An 18,434-nucleotide genomic window follows, 5' to 3' on the forward strand; every position below is an offset into this window, starting at 1 on the left:
GCCACGTATTTGCTTTGCCAAAGAATCCGCACACTCAGGTGAAATGTGAGATCCGCAACTCAGATGCACAGCAACAGACGCGACAAGGACTTCTCATGTCGACCCAAAGGCCGCTGACACTCGCCGAATTCATCGCAGACGGGGCTATCCATGTGATCGGCATTTGCCTCGGACTGACGGCAACCATCATTCTTGCCGCAACGCTCTGGAACACCGGCGATGCAGCCCGGCAGGTCACGGTGATGATCTACGCCGCCTGCCTGATGGCCATGCTGATCTGTTCCGCGCTCTACAACATGTTCGCCCGCGACCACAAAACCGGCATTCTGCGCCGTCTGGACCATGCCGCGATCTTCCTGCTGATTGCCGGCACCTATACGCCGCTGGCCGCGATGATCATCGGCGGCTGGACGGGCGGAATCCTGCTTGCGGTCGTCTGGACCGGGGCGCTTGCCGGTGTGATCGTCAAGCTGCTTCATCTGACCGGCCTGGAAAAACTGACCGTGCCGATCTATCTCGGCCTCGGCTGGGTGGTCGTCTTCGCCGCCAATCCCCTGATCGAAAAGGCGTCGACCTTCGGTTTCTACATGATCCTGGCCGGTGGCCTGCTCTACACGATCGGCACCCTGTTTTATGTCTGGAAACGGCTGCCGTTTCAAAACGCGATCTGGCACGCCTTCGTTCTGGCAGCGGCCGTCTGCCACTTCTCGGCCGTGTTCCACGACGTGGCGCTGGCGCGGGCCGTCTGAGGCCGGCACAAAGAAAAAGGCAGCCCGCCGAAGCGTGCTGCCTTCCGATCAGTTCAAGGAAATCCCGGCTCAGGCTTCCCCGTCCGGGTCCTTCTTCAAAACGATCACCTTGGTGCGCAGCGGCACCCGATTGTAAAGATCGATCACGTCCTGCTGCCACATGCGGATGCAGCCGGAGGACACGCTCTTGCCAATGGAACTCGGCTGGTTGGTGCCGTGAATCCGGAACAGCGTGTCGGTTGCGCCCTGCCACAGATCCATGGCGCGCGCGCCAAGCGGGTTCTTCAAGCCTGCCGGATAGCCCTTTTCCCAATAGCGTTCCAGGGACGGCTTGCGAGCGATCATTTCACGTGGAGGGCGCCAGATCGGATGCGGACGCTTGACCCGGATCTGCGCCTCGCCGGACCAGGCAAAGCCTGCGCGGCCAACGCCGATTCCATAGCGCAGCGCCTTGCCGCCGCCGAGCGTCCAGTAGAGGAAATTGTTGTAGGGGTCGACGATGACGGTACCCGGCCGCTCCCGGGTCTTGTACTCGACCACCTGGCGCCAGTATTTTTTGTCGAAACTCTTGTAGTTGATCGCTGGCCAGGTGAAGTCGCCATCGGGCAGTGCCGCATAGGCGGCAGCGTAATCGAACTCCTCATCCGGCAGCGCGGGCTGATCGGGAAGGCCGACAAGATCGGCCGTCTGGCAGCCGGCAAGGGTCAGCGCGGCAAGCGCGACGCTTCCGGCCAGAAACGAGCGCCGGTTTACGCCACGGCTTTCGAAGCTTGTGTCGAATTCAGTCTGCGGTTCGAAACGCTTCATGGAACCTCTCGCTGGGCCTCTTTTGGGACCTTCGGAAAATCAGGCTCTTTCTTGAGCCAGCTTTTCAACAGTTGCAAGTCACATTCCACAAAGATGCCTTACATTCCTCCCCCGAATGCCTAGATTAGCGCGTGTTGTGTCTCTCCTGCCCCACTCACAAGGTTTTTCCGTGCACTCTTCTCCCCCCCACTCGCCCTTCCCCATATTCGACGGCCACAATGACACGCTGTTGAAATTCGAGATCGAGATGATGAAGGGTCAGGAGCGCAGTTTCTTCGAGCGCGACAACACCGGCCATCTCGACAAGGTCCGGGCGGAAGAAGCCGGGTTTGCCGGCGGGCTCTTCGCAATGTTCGTGCCGTCCAATCCGAACCAGGATTTTTCCAAGCCGTTCGATCCGAAGGACCCGGCCAACTATCAACCCGTCCCCCAGAAACAGGCGCTCGACTTCACCATGCGGCTGATCGAGCGTGCCGAACAGCTTGAAACCGAGTCGGAAGGTACTGTCGCGATCTGCCGGACACCGGAGGAAAACCGGACCGCGATCGAGGCCGGCCGGATGGCGGTCAGCCTTCACATCGAGGGCGCGGAAGCGATTGACACCAACTTCTATGCTCTTGAGGACCTGTACCGGCGCGGACTGCGCTCACTTGGTCCGGTCTGGAGCCGGGAAAACGCTTTCGGCTATGGTGTCCCGATGGCCTATCCGGCATCACCGGACATCGGCCCGGGCCTGCCGGAAGCGGGCCGTGACCTGGTGCGCGCCTGCAATCAGCTCGGCATTCTGCTCGATGTGTCCCATCTCAATGAAAAGGGCTTCTGGGATCTGGCGCGGATCACCGACCGGCCGATCGTGGCAAGCCATTCCAATGTCCATGCGATCTGCGCCAGCAGCCGCAATCTCACCGACAAGCAGCTGGATGCCATCAAGGAAAGCGGCGGACTGGTCGGGATCAACTTCCACGTGGCCTTCCTACGCCCGGATGGCGGCTATGGCCGCGACATGCCGCTCGACGTGATCGCGGATCACGCCGCCTATCTGGTCGACCGCCTCGGAGAAGACTCTGTCGCCCTCGGCTCGGATTTCGACGGCTGCGTGCTGCCGCGCGACCTTGGCGACGTGACCGGCCTCGGCCGGCTGATGGAGACCCTCGACGCCCGCGGCTTTACCGGCGAAGTGCTGGAGAAGATCGCCTACAGGAATTGGATCGCGGCTCTGGAGAAAGCCGCAGCCTGATCCGTACGCTGCCGGGTACCGGCGTCCCTCGGGTCCTTCGCTCGCAAACTTGTTACCAAAGCCAACGACTTAGCGATTGCATTTGTGTCAGGACGGCGAAACAATGCATTTATTGTCATTTTTCGCAGTCGTCTAATTATGCAGACTGGCCCCGCACCGAGCTGTGTCCCTTTGGTCCCGGCGATGGCCCGGGAAAAAGTCGCAGACAGGTGCAAAAACCGGCAGGACGGCTGACCACGTTTGGCACGCCCCATCGACCGATCCCTCGCATCTGCGTAAGATCGGTTCCTAAGGAGATCGAGATTGCAGCTGGTGTTTGACACCGGCCGCGGTCTCAATGCGTGTTGCCAATCGGACGCGATGCCAGTGGGGAGGCAACGACGTGAGGTTAATGGACGCTGCGGATAAGAGGCCGCAAGCCGAAAATACGCGCGGCGGCAAGCGTGCAAGGAAGTCGGACGCGGTCTACCAGGATCTGAAGCGGAAGATCCTGACGGGTGAAATGACGTCTGAAAGCCCGATTACCGAACAGTCTCTTGCCCAGGATTACGGCTGCTCGCAGAGCACGATCCGGGAAGCCCTGATGCTGCTGCAGGAATATGGCCTGGTCGTCCGGCGCGGATACCAGGGCACATTCGTGACCGATCCCAGCCTGCCCGAGGCGCAATTGATGCTGAAACTGCGGGTGGATATCGAAGCGACCGGCATCACAGAAGCAATCAAATACGTCACCCCCTCGCAAATCGACGAGCTTTACGACCTGGACCGGCAGTTTGAGGACTGCCGTGTACGGCGGGATGTCTTCGGCTGCGCCGAGGTCGACCGGGCACTGCATGTGCGTCTGTTCAAGATCGCCCAGATGCCGGTCCTGGAACCGATGCTGCTCAGAACCTTCATGATCCTTCAGCAGGTGATGCTGTCAAAACCGCGTCCGGAAGTCTCCTGGGCACGGCCGAACGTCACACCACATGCGGCGATTTTCGAAGCACTGGCTGAGCGCAACAAAGAAGCCACCCAGGCCGCGCTCAGATCCCATATCCTGTCCAGCGCCGTTCTGCTTGCGCCGCATTACTACGGCACGGATCTGGATCGGCTTCAGGACCAGGTCGATACGCTGCCCCTGCAATCGGCGAGCTAAACAACCTCAGTCTCAGGACATGCAAAAAAGCGGCGAAGCCATGCTCCGCCGCCAATTCAACGCGTCTGAAAACCAATCCCGGAAAACGCCGGTCAGGCGCTTTCCATCATCTGTTGCTGGGTCAGCATGGCCGCACCGATCAGCTCCTTGGTGTAAGCGTCCTTCGGTGCTTCGAAGATCGCATCGGCAGTGCCGGCCTCCACCACCTTGCCCCGCTGCATCACCATCACCGTGTCGGACAGCGCCCGGACCACGGCAAGATCATGCGATATGAACAGGTAGGTCAAGTCATGGGCCTTCTGCAGATCGCGCAGAAGCTCGACCACCTGTTTCTGGATGGTGCGATCCAGGGCCGAGGTCGGCTCGTCGAGCACGACCAGCTCCGGTTTCAGCACCATGGTGCGCGCAATGGCAATGCGCTGGCGCTGGCCGCCGGAAAACTCATGCGGATAGCGATTGCGCATGACCGGGTCCATGGAAACCTCTTCCAGAGCCTGGCAAGCGCGCTTGTCCCGGTCCTTTGCGGACAGGGACGGTTCGTGCACCAGAAGCCCCTCGGAAATGATCTGACCGACCGTCATGCGCGGGCTGAGCGAACCGAACGGGTCCTGGAAGATCAGTTGCATGTCCTTGCGCAGGGCGCGCATGGCCCCCCGGTCCTTGCCGGAGATCTGCTGTCCCTGAAAGACCACCCGGCCGCCGGCCGGCAGCAGGTTCAGGACCGCCCGGCCCAAGGTCGATTTGCCCGAACCGCTTTCGCCGACGATCCCGAGCGTCTGGCCCTTGCGCAGGGAGAAGCTGATATTGTCGACGGCGCGCAGGATGTGCTTGGGCTTGAAGAAGCCGCTATCGAGTTCAAACTCGACCTCGACCTTCTGTGCCTCGAGTAGTATCGGCGCACTTTCGGGAACCGGCAGCTTGTGGCCGGTCGGCTCCGCGTCCAGCAGCATCTTGGTGTAGGGATGCTCCGGCCGGGTGAAGATCTGGCCGGTTTCGCCGCTTTCGACCACCTCGCCGGTCTTCATGACATAAACCCGGTCGGCAATGCGCCGGACGATGCCCAGATCGTGGGTGATGAAGATCACCGCCATGCCGAGCCGCTTCTGCAGATCGGCCAGGAGATCGAGGATCTGCGCCTGCGTGGTGACGTCAAGCGCCGTGGTCGGCTCGTCGGCGATGAGAACATCCGGATCGTTGGCAAGCGCCATTGCGATCATCACGCGCTGACGCTGGCCGCCGGACATCTCGTATGGATAAGCCTTGATCTTGCGTTCCGGCTCGGGAATGTTCACCAGCTTCAAAAGCTCGAGCGCCTTGGCCTTGGCCGCCTTCCACGACAGGCCACCATGCACGACCATCGGCTCGGCCAACTGGCGGCCGATGGTGTAGAGCGGATCGAGCGAGGTCATCGGCTCCTGGAAGATCATGGTGATCTTGGCACCGCGGACCTTGTTCAGCTTGCCTATCGGCAAACCGAGGATGTTGCGCCCTTCGTAGATGACCTCGCCTTCGGTGCGCCCGTTGGAAGCGAGCAGACCCATCGCGGCCATCATCGTCTGGCTCTTGCCGGAGCCGCTCTCGCCGACGATCGCGACCGTCTCGCCGGCTCCGACATGGATGTCGACGCCGCGGACGGCGTTGATGGTTCCGGTGGCGGTCTCGAAATCGACCTTGAGATCCTTGATGGAGAGGACCGTCTTGTTGCTGTCTTGGGCCATGGCTCTCTCCCTATCGGTCTTTCGGATCCAGCGCATCGCGCAGGCCGTCGCCGATGAAGTTCAGCGCGAACAAGGTCGATGTCAGGAAGATGGACGGGAAGATCAGCATCCAGGCGGCGCCCTGCAAGTTGCGCGCCCCCTCTGAAATCAGAACACCCCAGCTGGTCATTGGCTCCTGGATGCCGAGCCCCAGGAAGGACAGGAAGCTCTCCAGAAGGATGACCTTGGGCACCAGAAGGGTCATGTAGACCACCACCGGCCCGAGCGTATTCGGAATGATGTGCCGACGCACGATGCCGCCATCGGCAACACCCATGGCCTCGGCCGCCTGAACGTATTCCTGGCGCTTGATGGTGAGCGTTTGACCGCGCACGATGCGCGCCATGTCGAGCCATTCCACCGCGCCAACGGCAATGAACATCAGGATGAAGTTCCGGCCGAAAAACACCACCAGCATGATCACGAAGAAGATGAAGGGCAGCGAATAAAGCACATCGACGACACGCATCATCATCTGGTCGACCCGGCCGCCGAGATAGCCTGACGTGGCGCCATAGAGCACCCCGATGGAGATCGCGACCACAGTGGCCAGAAGGCCGATCGTCAGCGACACCCGGCCGGCGATGAATGTCCGGGTCATCATGTCCCTGCCATTGGCATCGGTACCGAAATAGAAATGGGTGTAGTTGATGTCGGACCGGATCGTGGCCTGTTTCTTGTCGGCGGACATGTCCGACAGCACGGTGTTCTTGAACAGGTCGCTGCGGTCGAAATACTGCACCGAGCGCGGATCGATTTCCCGCTTGGAAGTCACGGTCGCCACCACGGCATCGCCGTCGCGCTCGTAACTGTCCACCGTCAGGCGGGCCCGCTTGGCCGCTGTCATGAAGCCAGGCTCGACTTTTTCCGCGCGCGGATAGGCCTCAAGGCTCGCAGGCACTTTGACATAGTCGCGATAGACCGTGTCGTAATGGTGCGGTGACAGGATCGGGCCGAAAATCGAGATCAGCGCGATCACCAGCAGCACGACCATGGAGGCGACGGCCGCGCGGTTGGCCAGAAGCCGGTCGCGGGCGTCGTCCCAGAGCGAACGCCCCTTTGCGGGCACGTCGCTGGATGTTGTTGCAGTCAGGGTCACGGGTCAGCTCCTCCTCAATCGTAGCGCACACGCGGATCGAGAAGCGCGTAAAGCAGATCCACAATGAGGTTGAACATGATAACGAAACAGGCGACGACCACGACGGTTCCCATGACCAGGGTGTAATCGCGGTTCAGCGCGCCTTGCACGAAGTAGCGGCCAATGCCGGGAATGCCGAAGATGGTCTCGATCACCACCGAGCCGGTCAAAAGGGCAGCCGCGGCCGGACCGAGATAGGAGACCACCGGTAGGATCGCGCCGCGCAGGGCATGCACCACCACGATCATGTAGGAGGTCAAGCCATAGGCCCGGGCCGTGCGCACATGGTTGGACCTGAGCGCCTCGATCATCGAGCCGCGGGTCAGACGGGCGACGACCGCGATCTGCGGCAGGGCCAGTGTGACCACCGGCAGAACCCGGTTGACGAAGGCCCCTCCGTTCCAGCCGCCGACCGGCAGCCAGCCCAGCCAGACGCCGAGGATCAGGGTCAGGATCGGCGCCACAACGAAATTCGGAATGGTCACGCCGAGCGTTGCGGCCGCCATCACCGAATAGTCGGTGGTCTTGTTTTGCCGCAGGGCGGCGATCACGCCGAGACAACCGCCGACAACCAGCGCCAGACACAGAGCCGACAGGCCGAGCTGGATGGAGATCGGCAAGCTTTGCGCGAAGAGTTCGTTGATCGAGAAATCACGGAAATAGAAACTCGGACCGAAATCCAGACGTGCCACGCTCTGCAGATACAGCAGGTACTGGTTCCAGAGCGGCTCGTCGAGGTGATAGATCTTGTTCAAATTCTCCATCACTTTCGCTTCCAGCGGACGCTCCAGGTCGAACGGACCACCGGGCGCGATGCGGATCAGGAAGAAAGAGATGGTAACTATCAAAAAGAGGGTCGGGATTGCGCCGAGCAATCGACCGAGCACATAGCGGTGCATAGACTTGCCCCTATTGTTTTGACGGCGGTCTTTTGATCGGCCTCGGCCAACGCCACCTTACAACAGGAAACCGGCAGGGAATGCCCTGCCGGTCCTGAGGTTTTCGGGGTTACTCGGAGATGCTCATCCAGCGGCTCGGGTGGATGTTGAGGAGGTTGTCCTCAAATCCGGCGACCTTGTCGGAAACAAGGTTCATCGAGCCGTAGTACATCATCGGAATGAACGGCAGATCCCGCATGAAGAGCTCTTCGGCCTTCTTCAGGATGTCGGCGCGTTTTTCCAGATCCACGGTGACCGCGGCTTCGTCCATGAGGGCGTCATATTCCGGGTTCTCGTAGCGAGCGTAGTTGAACCCGGTGTTGTCGGCCTCGACCATGAACAGGAAGTTCTGCGGATCGGAATAGTCGCCGATCCAGCCCGCGCGCGCGATGTCGAAGTCCTGACGGTCACGCAGCATGGCGTAGTGCGTTTTGGTGTCCGTGTTGATCAGGTTGATGTTGACACCCAGCGGCTTCCACATGTCGGCAATCGCAACGGCCGTGTTCTTGTGGTTCTCGGAGGTGTTGTAGTTGATGGTCAGCTCAACAGGATTGTCCGGGCCGTAACCTGCGGCCGTGAGCAGCTCGAGCGCCTTTTCTTCGCGATCGATCTGGGACATGTCCTTGTAGTCGGCAAAAGCCGGATCACCGTAGTTGCCGATGCCCGGCGGCACGAAGGAATAGCCGGCCACCATGGTGGAGCCCCAGATTTCGTCGGCCAGGAATTCGCGGTCGATCGACATCGACAGCGCCTGGCGAACGTCCGGATTGCTCAGGACTTCGTCTTCGTGGTTCAGAGCGTAGTAGTAGGTGCCGAGATACGGCGCCACGTGGAACTGGTCACCCAGGTTCTCGCGCATGAACGCGACCTGCTCGGTCGGCGCGTCGTTGTTGGTGTGCAGTTCGCCGGCCTGGAACCGGCGCAGGGCAGCACCGCGGTCTTCGGTCGGATAGAAGAAGACAGTGTCGATCTTGACGTTGTCCGCGTCATGGAAATGCTGGTTCTTGACCGCCTTCACATGAGCGTTCGGGATGAATTCGGCCAGGGTGTAGGCACCGTTGGTGACGATGTTTTCCGCCTTGACGAAGTCGGAGCCGAATTTCTCGACGGAGGCCGGGTGCACCGGCAGGCCGGTCTGGTGGGCAAGCAGGTCGATGAAGTACGGTGTCGGTGCTTCAAGCGTGATTTCGAGCGTATGGTCGTCGACCGCCTTGACGCCGAGGTCTTCAGGCTTCAACTCGCCTTTGTTGACCTTCTCGGCATTCATGATCGGATAAAGCACGTTGGCGTATTTGGCGCCGGTGTCCGGGGTCATGATGCGCTGAAGCGAATAGACGAAATCGCCTGCAACGACCGGATCGCCGTTCGACCATTTTGCATTGTCGCGCAGCGTGAAGGTGTAGGTCTTGCCGTCGTCGGAGACGGACCATTCGGTGGCCACGCCCGGAATGATCTTGCCCGCGGAGCTGTAGGCAACCAGACCTTCGTAAAGGTCGCGCAGGATATGCGCTTCATAGGTTGTGGAGGTCTTGTGCTGGTCCAGGGTTTCCGGGTCAGCCGTGTTGCCGCGGTGGTAGACCACCTCGGCCATTGCAGTAAGAGATGTGGCAGCCATCAACGCAGCCGCCAGCGCTGTCACACGCATGGACTTGAACATATCGCTCTCCCCTCTGGGTTATTAGTTAAAGAATAGGAACGATGGGCGACAAGATTCCACGCTCTTTGCGCGCAATCAAGCATCCCCCAACGGCACATTTCGACTTTCGTCGCAAAAAGGCGATGTTTTTGCGGACATTTGAGAGGAAGGGGAAAAATTTTCCCCGGTTTTACTGTTTGGTCAAACGTTGCCACGCCGATACGCGCAATAATCTTTCAAAGCTAGCGGCAGAAGCGATATTTTCCACTATAGGCCAGATAGGTGCCCGTATTGGGGTTGAAAGACTTGAACTTCCGGGCGCAATAGGCCGCCCATTGCGGCGTGAACGGTGCCAATCCGGTCTTGGTATAGGGTACACGCTGCGGTTGTCCGCGGTAGCGCGGCGGATTGACATAGACCCGCGATCTGTAGGGATACGCGCGGCGATCGTAAGGGTGATAATAGTAGGGAGCGCCATAAGGACGGTAGGGTGGACCGTAGAGGCCCGGGCCGTAGAAGCCGACCGGACCGCCAAAATAAAAGCCGCTGCGATATCCGCGATACCCGCCCGATCCAAAGGAAAAGCCGATTCCGCCGCCGCCGACATAGATTCCGTCGGCGCGGGCTGTTTCTGGCGCAATCGCCAGCGCGCCGGCCGCAATCAGGGACGCGGCCAGAAAAAGGTTGCGGCTGCGGCGGGCCAAACCGCGCGGCAAGAGACCAGTGTTCAAGAAAGACATGTTCCATACTCCCGGCAGTCTCGGGGTCCATCCCCAGACTGCGCCTTTGTCGTCGGCCCTGTCCACTCTTCCAAAACTATATCCGATTTAAACGCGGAAATCTCGCGCACACCGATCAAAAATAGCTGTCCGCCTTTCCCGGCCGCTTGCGCTGTCCCGGTCCGGCCAGTAAACCGGGCGCCGATCAGACACCGGTTCAACAATTCCTAGGCATCCATGGCCCCGCCCCTTCTGACCCTGCGCGACATCCACCTGACCTTCGGCGGCACGCCGCTTCTGACCGGCGCCGAAATGTCGGTTTCCGAGGGCGACCGGCTGTGCCTGGTCGGCCGAAACGGCTCCGGCAAGTCCACGCTTTTGAAGATTGCCGCCGGTCTGATGGAGATGGACACAGGCGAACGCTTCTTTCAGCCCGGGCGCACCGTGCGCTACCTGCCGCAGGACCCGGACCTTGCCGCCTATCGAACCGTGCTCGACTATGTCAATGAAGGCTTGACGGAGGGCGACGATCCCTACCGAGGCGCCTATCTGCTCGAAGTGCTCGGCCTGACCGGCAAGGAAGACCCGAAGTCGCTCTCCGGCGGCGAGGCCCGCCGCGCGGCTCTTGCCAGGACGCTGGCGCCGGAGCCGGACATCCTGCTGCTCGACGAGCCGACCAACCATCTGGACCTGCCCGCCATTGAATGGCTGGAAGAAGAGCTCAAGAGCCTGAAATCGGCACTGGTGCTGATTTCCCACGACCGCCGCTTTCTGGAAAATCTTTCGCGCGCCACGATCTGGATCGACCGCGGCACTTCCCGGCGCATGGACAAGGGTTTTGCCTATTTCGAAGCCTGGCGCGACGAGGTGTTCGAGCAGGAAGAGGTCGACCAGCAGAAGCTGGCCCAGAAGATCAAGCGCGAAGAGCACTGGATGACCTATGGCGTCACCGCGCGGCGCAAGCGCAACATGCGCCGCGTGCGCGAGCTGGCGGACCTCAGGAAACAGAAGCGCGAGCACCGTGGCCCGCAGGGTACGGCGAAACTCAGCGCCACCGAAGGAGAGGCTTCCGGCAAGCTGGTGATCGAGGCCAAGGGCATTTCCAAGACCTATGGCGAGCGCGCCATCGTCAAGGAATTCTCCACCCGCATCCAGCGCGGTGACCGGGTCGGCTTTGTCGGCCCGAACGGCGCCGGCAAGACGACGCTCCTGAAAATGCTGACCGGCGAGCTGGCGCCCGACACCGGCTCGACACGTCTCGGCACCAATCTGGAAATGGTCACGCTCGACCAGAAGCGCGAGAAGCTGGATCTCAATGACAGCCTGTCCTCGGTCCTGACCGGCGGCAGTGGCGACATGGTGGTCATCGGCGACGAGAGCAAACATGTCATGTCCTATATGAAGGACTTCCTGTTTTCGCCCGAACAGGCGCGCACGCCGGTCCATGCGCTCTCCGGCGGCGAACGCGCCCGGGCAATGCTGGCGAGAGCACTCGCCAACAAGTCCAACCTGATGGTGCTCGACGAACCCACCAACGATCTGGACCTGGAAACGCTCGACCTCCTCCAGGAGCTTCTCGCCGACTATCCCGGCACCGCGCTAATCGTCTCCCACGACCGCGACTTTCTCGACCGGGTGGCCACCTCCGTGATAGTCTCGGAAGGCGATGGCCTGTGGCGGGAATATGCCGGCGGCTATACCGACATGCTGGCGCAACGCGGCGAAGGCGTCACCGCCCGCAAGGTCGAGAACCAGGTGCCGGCGAAGAAGGAAAAACCAGCCCGGTCAAACGCTTCGGCCGCCAAGCCGCAGCAGAAGTCGAAACTGACCTTCACCCAGCAGCATCTTCTGAAAACGCTGCCGGACACGATCGAGAGACTTGAAGTACAGCTTGAAGCGCTTCAGGGCGAGATGAACGATCCGAACCTTTTTGCCAAGAACCCCGACAAATTTGCCAGGATCTCCCAGCAAATCACTGACCTGACAGCGGAAAAGGACTCCGCCGAGGAGCAGTGGCTGGAGCTGGAGATGCTGAGCGAAGAGGGCTGAACTTCACGTCTGCCTCTCTGCCGGAACCCTGCCCGCCTCTGTGCGTTTTCCTCCCGAACAGAAGGAGACGCAAGCGATGCACACGGCGAAAATTCTGAAAATCGACCAGGTGACCCATGACGTGAAGCGCTTCCGGATCAGCGAGCCGGAAGGCTTCGACTTCAACGTCGGCGACGCCACCGAGATCGCGCTTGATCAGGACGGCTGGCGCGAGGAAACGCGGCCTTTCACGATGACCTCCCTGCCGGAGGAAAAGTCACTCGAATTCACCATCAAGGGCTATCCGGAACATGACGGTGTCACCAAGCGCCTGCACGCGTTGAAGGAGGGCGACACGGTGCTGATTGCCGATCCGTTCAAGACATTTCGCTACGAGGAACCCGGTGTTTTCATCGCCGGCGGGGCCGGCATCACGCCCTTCCTGGCGATTTTCCGGATGCTTGAAAAAGAGGGCAAGCTGGCCGGCAACCATCTGATCATCGCCAACAAGACCTCCGAGGACATCATCTACAAGAGCCAGCTGGAGTCGATGGACGGCCTCAAGGTTGATCACGTCCTGTCCGACGAGGATCTTGCCGGGACCCATCACGGCCTGATCGACGCCGATCTCTTGACGGACCTGGTGCCGGATCTCGACAGGCGCTTCTATCTTTGCGGTCCACCACCGATGATGGAGGCGGTCGAGGAGGTTCTGGGCAAGCTCGGCGTGAAGGCGGAAGCGATCGCGTTCAGTGACTGAGTAGAAGTGGCTTGTCTGCAGGCCGGATGATCCACTCTTTCTGCTGTCATCTAAGGCGCAGCGAATCGAAGACCCGAGACCCGGGACTCCCGGGTCGAGGCGATTTGGCCATCAGAGACGACGAAGATTTCTGGGCCCCCGTTTTCGCGGGAAGGACATCTGGACGGAAACGCGGCCTGTCAGCTTTATGCGGATCATTTCGCTCACCTCAAATCCTTGTAGAACACCGTGGTCGCATCGAGGACGCCGTGGCTGCCATAGGCGTAGTCCGGGATGACACCGACCTTCTGAAAGCCGCAGGTCGGATAGAGTTTCTCGGCGCGGTCGCCGGTGACCGTGTCGAGCACCAGCAGCCAGCGGTCCAGGGACAGCGCCAGCCCATCAATGGCGGCCATGAGCTTGCGGGCAAGGCCCTTGCGGCGGTGACCCGGATGAACCATCAATTTGGCGACCTCCGCCCGGTGGAGGCCATTGTCCTGGGGCGCGAGCGCCAGCATGACGACGCCGGCAATCTCGTTGCCGTCCTTCGCCACCATCAGGAACGCCTCGCCGGCCTCCAGCGCCGGCAGACGGCTTTCCCAGAAGGCCTCGGCCTTCTCGCGTGACAGCGGCAGGATGAAGCCGATGCCGGCACCATCCTCGACGCAGGCCATCAGCAAGGCGGCCAGTTGCGGCACGGCCGCACGGACTTCGGCCGGGGTCAGCAGATGGACGGGAGGTTCCGGCAAGAAGGGCGTTGTGGCGGGTTTGGACACAGTCATGGCGTGATCACCGTCAGGAGATAGCGGGCGGCCTCCGGGCCGGGCGCGTGATAGGCGTTGGCGGCGTTGAGGCGGAAACGCAGGCAGTCGCCGGGCTGAAGCTCATGGCGCTCCTCGCCGAGCGTCATCACCAACGCCCCCTCCAGAAGCACCAGGTGATGTTCCAGATCCGGCAGCGGCGGCACGGAATAGGAAATCGTCTGCCCTGCGGGCAGTTCGCCCTCGATGACACTGCCGCGAAAACCACTGGCTGCGGGCGAAACGCTGCGGCGGCGGAAGCCGGTTTCCGGGTCCTGCCAGACCGGTTGGTCCTGCCGGGCAATCTTTTTGTCCATAAGCGGCGCGCCGAAGCCGAAGAGGTCAGCCATGGAGAGTTCAAAGGCGCGAGCCAGCTGGCCGAGCACCACCGCCGTCGGGCTGGTGTCGCCGCGTTCGATCCGCGACAGGGTTGCCCGGCTGACGCCGGACTTTTCCGCCAGCTCATCCAGCGGCCAGTCCCGCGCCCGGCGCAGCTCGGCAATCCGCCGGCCGATATCCTGTTCAAGGCTGCTCATAACAATTCCCATATTTGAGATTTTTCTCATAAATGGGAATCATTGTTTTGCCAAGTGAAAACGACCAGGCACCTAAGGAAGGCTGATTGCTGTGCCAAGCTCCCCACCTCATCATTGCAGGGCTTGACCCTGCAATCCATGCCATGTCGTTGCCATAAGACAGGACCCTCAATGGAGACACGAAACGGCATGGATCCCATGGTCAAGCCATGGGATGACGTTGCAGGAGAGCTTCAGACGAGCCTCCCCAAATTGGAGCACCCCTCACACCTTCGAGAACACCGCGCTGGCGTTAACGCCGCCGAAGCCGAAGCCGTTGGTGAGGATGTGGTTGACCTCGCGGGCGATCGCCTTGCCGGGGATCATTTCGAAACGCTGCATGGCTTCGTCGGCGCTGTCCAGGTTGCGCGAGGGCGGCAGCAGGCCGCTCATCAGCGCCTTGACGCAGGCAATCGCCTCGACCGCGCCGGCGGCGCCCAGCAAGTGACCGAACATGGATTTCGACGACGACACCGCCAGATCCTTGCCGCGATTCTCGAACAGGGCGGTCAAAGCGGCGATTTCCGCGGCATCACCCACCGGTGTCGAGGTGGAGTGGGCGTTGACATAACCGATCTCGCCCGGAGAGAGCTTTGCGGTGGCCAGCGCCTGACGCATGGCCCGGAGACCGCCCTCGCCATCCGGCGAGGACGCGGTGACGTGATAGGCGTCGGCGCTTGTGCCATAGCCGGAGAGTTCCGCATGGATCGTGGCGCCACGGGCCTTCGCGTGGTCGTAATCCTCCAGGATCAGGATGCCGGAGCCTTCACCCATGATGAAGCCGTCCCGGTCCTGATCGAAAGGCCGAGAGGCATGGGCCGGGTCGTCGTTGCGCTTGGAAGACATCGCCTTGGCGGCGCAGAAGCCGGCATAGGACACCTTGTCGATACAGGCTTCCGTGCCGCCGGCAACCATGACATCGGCCTCGCCGGAGCGGATCAGCCGGGCCGCATCGCCGATCGCCTGCAGGCTGGCGGCGCAGGCCGTCACCGGCGCCCCGATGGGCCCTTTCAGGCCATGGCGAATGGAAACCTGGCCGGCGGCAAGATTGGCAAGGAAGGACGGCACGAGAAATGGCGACGCCCGGCGCGGCCCTTTTTCATCGACAAGTCGCGTGCCGGCCGTCATGGCCGGAAAGCCGCCGACACCGGTGCCGATGATGGTACCCGTGCGTTCCTTGTCCCGGTCGGTCCTGGGCTCCCAGCCCGCATGCGCCAGCGCCTCCTGAACGGCGCCCATGGCAAAGTGGATGAAACGGTCGGTGCGGCGCTGCTCGCGCGGATCCATCACCGCGTCGACGTCAAAGCCATGTTCGTCTTCCGCCTTGGTCGGCACTTCCCCAGCAATCTGGCAAGCCAAATCGCTGGGATCAAAATGGCTGATCCTGCGAATGCCGTTTGCCCCTTGCGTTGCCCGGTTCCAGAAGGCTTCCAGCCCGGTTCCAAGCGGCGACACAATGCCCAAACCCGTTACGACCACACGACGCATACTCTACCTCTTTCTTGTCAAACCCTGCAGCTGCGCAAGTAGGAACTGGTGACGGTGATGTCCAGCTCAGGAGACAGTTTCGCGGTGCGGCGATCAGAGTTTCGAGAGCTGTTGCAAGGCACCGATGGCCTTCATGAACTCTTCATTGCTGCCCAGATGACCGAGCACCTCTTTCTGCGCCTGGCGCCAGAGCGGCAGCGCCTTTGCCAGAAGCCGCGCGCCTTCGCTGCTGAGCAGGTAATGCTTGCCTCGTCCATTCCGGGAGAGCTCCGAGATCACAAGGCCCTTCCGCTCCAGCAGCGCGATGTTGCGCACAAGCGTTGTGCGTTCCATCGACAGCCGCTCCGCCAACTCTCCCGTCGACTCCTCCCGGCCCTGGCGGATCGCCACCAGCACCGAAAACTGACCGGCGGTCATGCCAACCTGCCGTGCCAGCCGATCGTAATGCCGGCTGACGGCCCGGGCCGCCTTGCGCGCGTTGTCCAGCACGCACAGCGAAAAATCATCCTGTTCCATCAATCATTCACGTGTATATACACATCGCTCTTATGTGTATATACACGCCCTTTGTCAATTCACATTTCTAATTCATACATAGTACGCGACTCTCTATCCCGGTATTGCGTTAAATTGCGTAGGCGTTACCGTGTCGGAAAACTGCTCTCAACCAGTGAGTGAGGAGATCGAGATGACGGATGCAGTTCAGGCCGTGGAAGACATGAAAAGGAAGATCCAGGAGAACTGGGGCTGGTTTCTGGCGCTCGGCATCGCCCTGGTCATTGGCGGCATGATTCTGATCGCCGCGCCGCTGGCAACATCCATTGCCGTGACCATCCTGATCGCGGCCGTGCTTTTTGTCGGCGGCCTGGTCCAGATCTACAATGCCTTCAAGACCAAAGGGACTTCGGGTTTCCTGTGGAACCTGATCACAGGCATCATTGCGGTGATCGGCGGCATCGTCATCTATGTCAATCCGCTGGCCGGCACCTTCGCGCTCACCCTGGTAATCGCCGCCATCTTCGTGGCCCAGGGCGTCAGCCAGATCCTGCTGGCCCTCAAGCTCAAGCCCCATACCGGCTGGGTCTGGGTGCTGATCGCCGGCATCGTATCGCTCGCCGCCGGTGCCATGATTTTCATGGAACTACCGAGTTCGGCCGCCTGGGCCCTCGGCCTGATCGCGGGGATCTCGGTTCTGATCAACGGCTGGAGCTACATCACCATCGCCCTTGCCGCAAAGGCCTCCAGGGCTTAAGCGCCAGATCAGAACAGTCTTGGCACCCGGCAAAATCCGTTTTGCCGGGTGTTTGTTTTGAGATAGAATTGCAGACAGTTTCAACTGCGGACCCCGGTCCGCGACTGGGCGCAGACGTGGATGTTCGCAATACTCGGGCGCAATCCCGGCAATCCGCATAACAAGGCCTATTGGTGGTGGCCGCCCCCCGCCAACCGTTGATGTTCGCGCGGCACAGACGCGCTCCCTTTTTCTGACATCGACGGACCTTCAAAAATGACAAATCTCTCCCTGCGCGGCGAAGACCGCGTCCTTCATGTTGCCTGGCCGAATGGCATCGAGGCCGACTTCCCTTTTGTCTGGCTGCGGGACAATTGTCCAAGCGGCTTCCACCCGCAAACCCGGGAGCGGCAGTTCGACCTGACCAGCATCCCGATGGACATCACCATCGACAGCGCCGCCGAGGACAGTGACGACATCGTGCTGACCTGGGCCGGCGACGGTCACGTCAGCCGCTACCGGGCGGACTGGCTGCTGGCGCGCCGGCCGGGCGTCGGTCTCGCCGATCCGGCCCGGATCGAGCCCGTCCTCTGGCGTGACGACCTTGACCCGGACACCCTGCCCCGCGCTGCAGCGCGCAACCTGATGGCCCGCGACGACGCCCTGCTCGACTTTCTGATCGCGACCAAGAAGACCGGGCTCGCCCTGGTCGACGGCATGGCGGATGACCCGGAGGCCGGCATGGCGATGGCCCGGCGCATCGGTTTTCTGCGCGAGACCAATTTCGGCACCACGTTCGAGGTGATGTCGAAGCCGAATCCGAACAATCTGGCCTATACCTCGCATGCCCTGCCACTGCACACCGACCTTGCCAACCAGGAACTGCCGCCCGGGTTCCAGTTCCTGCATTGCCTGGCGAATGAAGCCGAGGGCGGTGGTTCGACCTTCTGCGACGGCTTTGCCATCGCCTCGGACCTTCAGGCCGAAGACCCGGATGCCTTCCGGTTGCTCGCCGAAACCCCCGTGCCGTTCCGGTTCCAGGACGAGGACTACGACATCCGCCGCCATCACAGAGTGATCGACCTCGACCCCTTCGGCAATTTGCAGGAGCTGCATTTCAACGCACACCTGGCGGGCATCTTCGACCTGCCGGCGGACGAGATGGAGGCCTATTACCGGGCCTACCAAAAACTGATGCAGATGACCCGGTCCCCGGATTACGTCATCACCACACGGCTTCAGGGCGGAGAAATGGTGATCTTCGACAACCGCCGGGTCCTGCATGGCCGCGCCGCGTTCGATCCGGGCACCGGCTTCCGCCACCTGCGCGGCTGTTATGTCGACCGCGGAGAATTCGACAGCCGGATCCGGGTGCTGAGCCGGATGGCAGGCTAAAGAAACATCAGCAGTTCGCGCCTGCCGTGCACTGTCACGGCAGGCGCCACCTTGTACGA

Annotated in this window: 17 protein-coding genes; 7 read left to right on the plus strand and 10 right to left on the minus strand. The window is 61.3% G+C overall.

Annotation, left to right across the window (positions count from 1 at the left end):
• Positions 1-95 precede the first annotated feature (95 nt).
• The gene (gene trhA / locus M0H32_RS24930) at positions 96-749 is read left to right on the plus strand and encodes a PAQR family membrane homeostasis protein TrhA (protein ID WP_248158885.1); all 654 of its coding nucleotides are present in this window, start codon (positions 96-98) and stop codon (positions 747-749) included.
• A 69-nt stretch (positions 750-818) separates the two neighbouring features.
• Here trhA and M0H32_RS24935 read toward each other — a convergent pair whose 3' ends face one another.
• On the minus strand, positions 819-1,556 hold the full coding sequence (locus M0H32_RS24935) for a L,D-transpeptidase (protein WP_248158889.1): 738 nt from the start codon (positions 1,554-1,556) through the stop codon (positions 819-821).
• A 169-nt stretch (positions 1,557-1,725) separates the two neighbouring features.
• Between M0H32_RS24935 and M0H32_RS24940 the strand changes: the two genes are divergently transcribed.
• Positions 1,726-2,793 carry a dipeptidase gene (locus M0H32_RS24940; RefSeq protein WP_345779365.1) on the plus strand — a complete coding sequence of 356 codons (1,068 nt, stop codon included), beginning with the start codon at positions 1,726-1,728 and terminating at the stop codon, positions 2,791-2,793.
• Positions 2,794-3,184: 391 nt separating this feature from the next.
• Positions 3,185-3,931, plus strand: a complete 747-nt coding sequence (locus M0H32_RS24945) for a GntR family transcriptional regulator (RefSeq protein ID WP_248158892.1) — start codon at positions 3,185-3,187, stop codon at positions 3,929-3,931.
• Positions 3,932-4,023: 92 nt separating this feature from the next.
• Here the strand turns inward: M0H32_RS24945 and M0H32_RS24950 are convergent, their stop codons facing one another.
• The 5 genes from M0H32_RS24950 to M0H32_RS24970 all read right to left on the minus strand — a co-directional run bounded on the left by M0H32_RS24950 (position 4,024) and on the right by M0H32_RS24970 (position 10,140).
• The gene (locus tag M0H32_RS24950) at positions 4,024-5,649 is read right to left on the minus strand and encodes an ABC transporter ATP-binding protein (RefSeq protein WP_248158895.1); all 1,626 of its coding nucleotides are present in this window, start codon (positions 5,647-5,649) and stop codon (positions 4,024-4,026) included.
• Positions 5,650-5,659: 10 nt separating this feature from the next.
• Positions 5,660-6,787 carry an ABC transporter permease subunit gene (locus tag M0H32_RS24955; protein WP_248158897.1) on the minus strand — a complete coding sequence of 376 codons (1,128 nt, stop codon included), beginning with the start codon at positions 6,785-6,787 and terminating at the stop codon, positions 5,660-5,662.
• A 14-nt stretch (positions 6,788-6,801) separates the two neighbouring features.
• Entirely contained in the window at positions 6,802-7,725 is a 924-nt protein-coding gene (gene oppB / locus M0H32_RS24960) for an oligopeptide ABC transporter permease OppB (RefSeq protein ID WP_248158899.1), read from the minus strand.
• A 109-nt stretch (positions 7,726-7,834) separates the two neighbouring features.
• On the minus strand, positions 7,835-9,421 hold the full coding sequence (locus M0H32_RS24965) for a peptide ABC transporter substrate-binding protein (RefSeq protein ID WP_248158901.1): 1,587 nt from the start codon (positions 9,419-9,421) through the stop codon (positions 7,835-7,837).
• 221 nt (positions 9,422-9,642) lie between these two features.
• A complete protein-coding gene (locus M0H32_RS24970) occupies positions 9,643-10,140 on the minus strand; it encodes a BA14K family protein (RefSeq protein ID WP_248158903.1) in 498 nt (165 codons plus the stop codon).
• 216 nt (positions 10,141-10,356) lie between these two features.
• Between M0H32_RS24970 and M0H32_RS24975 the strand changes: the two genes are divergently transcribed.
• Both M0H32_RS24975 and M0H32_RS24980 read left to right on the plus strand, forming a co-directional pair.
• Positions 10,357-12,168 (plus strand): ABC-F family ATP-binding cassette domain-containing protein, encoded by a 1,812-nt coding sequence (locus M0H32_RS24975; protein ID WP_248158904.1) that lies wholly within the window; start codon positions 10,357-10,359, stop codon positions 12,166-12,168.
• 76 nt (positions 12,169-12,244) lie between these two features.
• Positions 12,245-12,907, plus strand: coding sequence for an FAD-binding oxidoreductase (locus M0H32_RS24980; protein WP_248158907.1), 663 nt, complete (start codon positions 12,245-12,247; stop codon positions 12,905-12,907).
• A gap of 203 nt (positions 12,908-13,110) precedes the next feature.
• On the opposite strand, the gene M0H32_RS24985 is transcribed toward M0H32_RS24980, so the two are convergent.
• The 4 genes from M0H32_RS24985 to M0H32_RS25000 form a co-directional block, all read right to left on the minus strand.
• Entirely contained in the window at positions 13,111-13,668 is a 558-nt protein-coding gene (locus M0H32_RS24985) for a GNAT family N-acetyltransferase (RefSeq protein ID WP_248158910.1), read from the minus strand.
• Positions 13,665-14,222, minus strand: coding sequence for a helix-turn-helix domain-containing protein (locus M0H32_RS24990; protein WP_248158913.1), 558 nt, complete (start codon positions 14,220-14,222; stop codon positions 13,665-13,667). The genes M0H32_RS24985 and M0H32_RS24990 overlap by 4 nt, the downstream gene beginning before the upstream one ends.
• Before the next feature lie 264 nt (positions 14,223-14,486).
• The gene (gene fabF, locus M0H32_RS24995; RefSeq protein ID WP_248158915.1) at positions 14,487-15,749 is read right to left on the minus strand and encodes a beta-ketoacyl-ACP synthase II; all 1,263 of its coding nucleotides are present in this window, start codon (positions 15,747-15,749) and stop codon (positions 14,487-14,489) included.
• Positions 15,750-15,842: 93 nt separating this feature from the next.
• A complete protein-coding gene (locus tag M0H32_RS25000) occupies positions 15,843-16,265 on the minus strand; it encodes a MarR family winged helix-turn-helix transcriptional regulator (protein ID WP_248158918.1) in 423 nt (140 codons plus the stop codon).
• 172 nt (positions 16,266-16,437) lie between these two features.
• Between M0H32_RS25000 and M0H32_RS25005 the strand changes: the two genes are divergently transcribed.
• Positions 16,438-17,001 carry an HdeD family acid-resistance protein gene (locus M0H32_RS25005; protein WP_248158921.1) on the plus strand — a complete coding sequence of 188 codons (564 nt, stop codon included), beginning with the start codon at positions 16,438-16,440 and terminating at the stop codon, positions 16,999-17,001.
• Positions 17,002-17,256: 255 nt separating this feature from the next.
• Positions 17,257-18,375: a TauD/TfdA family dioxygenase gene (locus M0H32_RS25010; protein ID WP_248158924.1), complete on the plus strand. Its 1,119-nt coding sequence runs from the start codon at positions 17,257-17,259 to the stop codon at positions 18,373-18,375.
• Positions 18,376-18,434: the final 59 nt, after the last annotated feature.

Origin of the sequence: Roseibium sediminicola (assembly GCF_023156505.1) — a bacterium.
Lineage (GTDB): Bacteria > Pseudomonadota > Alphaproteobacteria > Rhizobiales > Stappiaceae > Roseibium > Roseibium sediminicola.